Here is a 3468-nt window from a genome sequence, read left to right as displayed (position 1 = left end):
AACTCAACCGTCCCAAGGTGAGAGCCTGGCAGAACCTCCCCAGACTGAATCATCAAGCGAATCTGACGAGCCAGAGCGGGAGGGCTGCGATCCTCATCTGACGGAGGCATCAATCCATAGGCAGTCATCAAGTTGCATCCCTTTGTGAATGGCTGCCCGGCTACATCAACCAACCGAGGAGAGCAGCTACTTTGCACAAAGTGCAAAATCTGATCCCTATACGCACCCTCAAGTTAATATAATATGGAGACGTTTTCAAGCCAATATGTTGACACATTAAAGCAAGAAGCCGCTGATTCCGACATTTTGCGTGTATGGCTAGAAATCTCACTCAAGCATCAAAATGCTGCAAAGGCCAGAATCAATACCTGGTACGCTGACGTTGACGTGCTCCCCTGAATTCGGTCCATGGTAAATTAGAGTTTTCCAGTTATCTAACCCTGCGCTGGGGAGGAGTGGAAAGCGATGACCCGAAGGGCGGCGCAGCACAAGCGAGCAAATTTACGGACGCGCAGAAGGCATTTATCTTGAAGCAGGGGGCAGAAGGTGTGCCGGTTGCTGAGATTTGCCGGCGGGCTGGCATTAGCCAGGCGACCTATTTCAACTGGAAGAAAAAGTATGATGGGTTGCTGCCAACTGAGATCAAGCGGTTGAAGTTCCTGGAAGACGAAAACACAAAGCTGCGGAAGATTGTGGCTGACCTGTCGCTCGACAAAGAGATGCTTCAGGACGTTATCCGGCGAAAGCTGTAAGGCCTGATCGAAAGCGTGTGCTGGTGGCTGAGGCTTGTCGGGAATGGAATATGTCGCAGCGGAGAGCCTGCCAGGTTCTTGAAGCAGACAGATCGACCATTCAATACAAGCTTCGGCGACACGATCAGGCCAGTCTGCAAATGGCGATCAAGGAGATTTGCGGTGAGGATTGGGCGCGCCACTGGTTCAAGCGCCAATCCGAACCGCGTGCGCTATGGCTATCGACGCGTGCATGTGATGTTGCAGCGCGATGGTTGGCAGCACAATGTCAAGAAAACCTATCGTGTTTACAAGGAAATGGGGCTTCAGCTCAGGAATAAGACGCCCAAGCGGCGTGTTAAAGCCAAGCTACGAGAAGATCGAAAAGAGGCGACACAGTCGAATGAAACGTGGGCCATGGACTTTGTTCACGATCAATTGGCAACGGGCCGCAAGTTCAGGATCCTGACGGTTGTTGACACGTTCACACGCTTCTCGCCCATCATCGACCCCAGATTCAGCTATCGATCAGAGGACGTCATAGAGGCTTTGGAACAGGCTTGCTCACAGATCGGCTATCCAAAAGCCATTCGCGTTGATCAAGGTTCTGAGTTTATCTCCCACAATCTGGACCTGTGGGCCTATGCCAAGGGTGTCACGCTGGACTTCTCGCGTCCCGGCAAACCAACCGACAATGCGTTCATCGAGAGCTTTAACGGCAAGTTCCGCGCCGAATGTTTGAACGCTCACTGGTTCTTGTCTCTTGCGGATGCGAAGGACCCGAAGGGCGGCGAAGCACATAGTTGGAGACTTACCGCAGATACTACAACGAGGTCAGGCCACATAGCGCCCTCGGCAACAAAGTCCCGATCTCATTGATAAATCACGTCAGCGATCCCAGCCCGCTAACGTGACTTAGGCCGGGAAACTCTAACTCCCACTGGCCCGAACAATGGGTGCACCTCACAAGGCCAACGACTCTAGGCCAAAGCGGCCCAACGATGGGTAGCAGAGCAAAGCCAGTGGTCCAAGGCAGAAAAACTCGCGGGCCTCGCCCTATTCGTTCATCAACGTTTTGGTAGGGTCTGCGAACAACAAGTTTTATCGCGTAACAACCAGAATAGCACCGATTTTCGCGACATTATAGGCTCAACAAATTCTCGACCCGAGCTAGCATTCAGTTCAACTATGGCAGCTTGGCAAAAATCGCGATTCACTTCGCAAAATAGCTTGCTAGCGCTCCACATTGAACTCGCAGCCCGGCTCCACTTGGAAGGATAAAGGATTTGGGCATGGCGGTAACAAAAGCGGACTCTGTTTACCAAGCACCAGAGTCAGAGACAGGCTATATCTGTATTCTGACGAAACCCTCGATACCCGGCATGAGGCTATCGGTACTGGCAGACAAATTTCCGCGTTTCTCTCACCCGGGACAAGGGTGGATAAGCCCTGCCCCATCGGCCCAAAATCTCTGCACCCCTGATAGCCCGCCCGCAACCGTTAAGTCGGGCGCTTTGCTTCCGCCCCGGTCTGGACAAGCCGGAGACTACCGGGGTGCGGCCAGGCTATCAGGGGTGCGGTTTGTTGATCTCGGCCGATGGGGGCGGTGCGAGCTCATGGTGAGTATCGCGTAGCGCAAGATCCCATCGGCGGAGGTCTCCGCCATGTCGTTTGCAATTTCTCCTTCTTGTAACTCCCGCTTATCATCAGCGTCCGATGAAGTTCGTCTGACACCCCATGAGCGCGTCACAGCCCAGATCAGTTCCCTGTTGGAGCGCGGTGTTCGCCCCTGGATCAAACCATGGGATGATATTGCCCCGCCTGATGCATTGGTCTTGCCATTACGTTCCTGCGGAACGCCCTATCGCGGCATGAATATCATCGCCCTTTGGGCTGCTTCTTTGGCAAGTGGTTTCAGGTCACGCCATTGGTTCACCTTCAAACAGGCGTTGGCCCTAAAGGCTTGTGTCCGCAAAGGTGAGCGCGGGTCCTTTGTCGTCTATTATGCCGAGGTCGGAGATAAGTCGGATGGTGATGGCAAGCCTTCTCGGGCGCCCAAGTCCAAGGGTGCCAGTGGCGATGAGACTGGTGAAACCCGGCGTATTCTGCGCGGCTATACCGTGTTCAATGCCGAACAGATCGAAGGTCTGCCTGAAACCTTCTATGCCGCTCCTGAAGCGCCAGTTGTTCCGCCTACTCCGATCACCATCAGCGAAGATGAGACCCGTTGGGCTTCTCTCTTCGGCCGGATCCCCGTTACCCTTCGCCATGGTGGCAATCGGGCATTCTACTCCAAGGCCGCAGACTTCATCAAAATGCCCCTTCGCGAGGCGTTTCGCGATGGCAGCCAATATTGGGCGACACTTGCCCATGAGACCGCCCATGCCTCACGACACGAAAGCCGCCTCAATCGTGACTTCGGCCAGACCCGGTTTGGTGATGCAGGCTATGCCTTAGAAGAGCTTGTCGCAGAACTTGCCAGTGCCTTCATCGGAGTCCACATCGGCCTGCCCGCAGACCACCTTGAAGATCATGCGGCCTATATTGATGGCTGGCTCAATGCCCTAGGCGATAATCCATCGTCTTTCTTGGTTGCTGCGAGCAAAGCCCAGGCTGCAGCTGATTGGGTGTTGGGAGAGCAACCGTGTTTAAGATGGAGTGGTTTTTGCCCAGTCTGTGTGGTCTCGCATCATGGCGTTGAGTTGGGTGATGAGTTTTCGCATGAGGGCGTTGAGGG

General features: G+C 54.2%; 1 protein-coding gene and 1 pseudogene. Both read left to right on the top strand.

The features are described 5' to 3' along the window. Positions 1-455 precede the first annotated feature (455 nt). Positions 456-1645: pseudogene (locus tag ACIQ20_RS16220) on the top strand (IS3 family transposase). Between the two features lie 750 nt (positions 1646-2395). After that, positions 2396-3468 (top strand): ArdC family protein (locus ACIQ20_RS16215; RefSeq protein ID WP_395782146.1); only part of this gene is annotated, 1073 nt, incomplete at its 3' end.

This window comes from Aquidulcibacter sp. (genome assembly GCF_044346625.1).
Lineage (GTDB): Bacteria > Pseudomonadota > Alphaproteobacteria > Caulobacterales > Aquidulcibacteraceae > Aquidulcibacter.
Note: the sequence above shows the minus strand (reverse complement) of the source record. Positions and strands in the feature narration are given on the sequence as shown.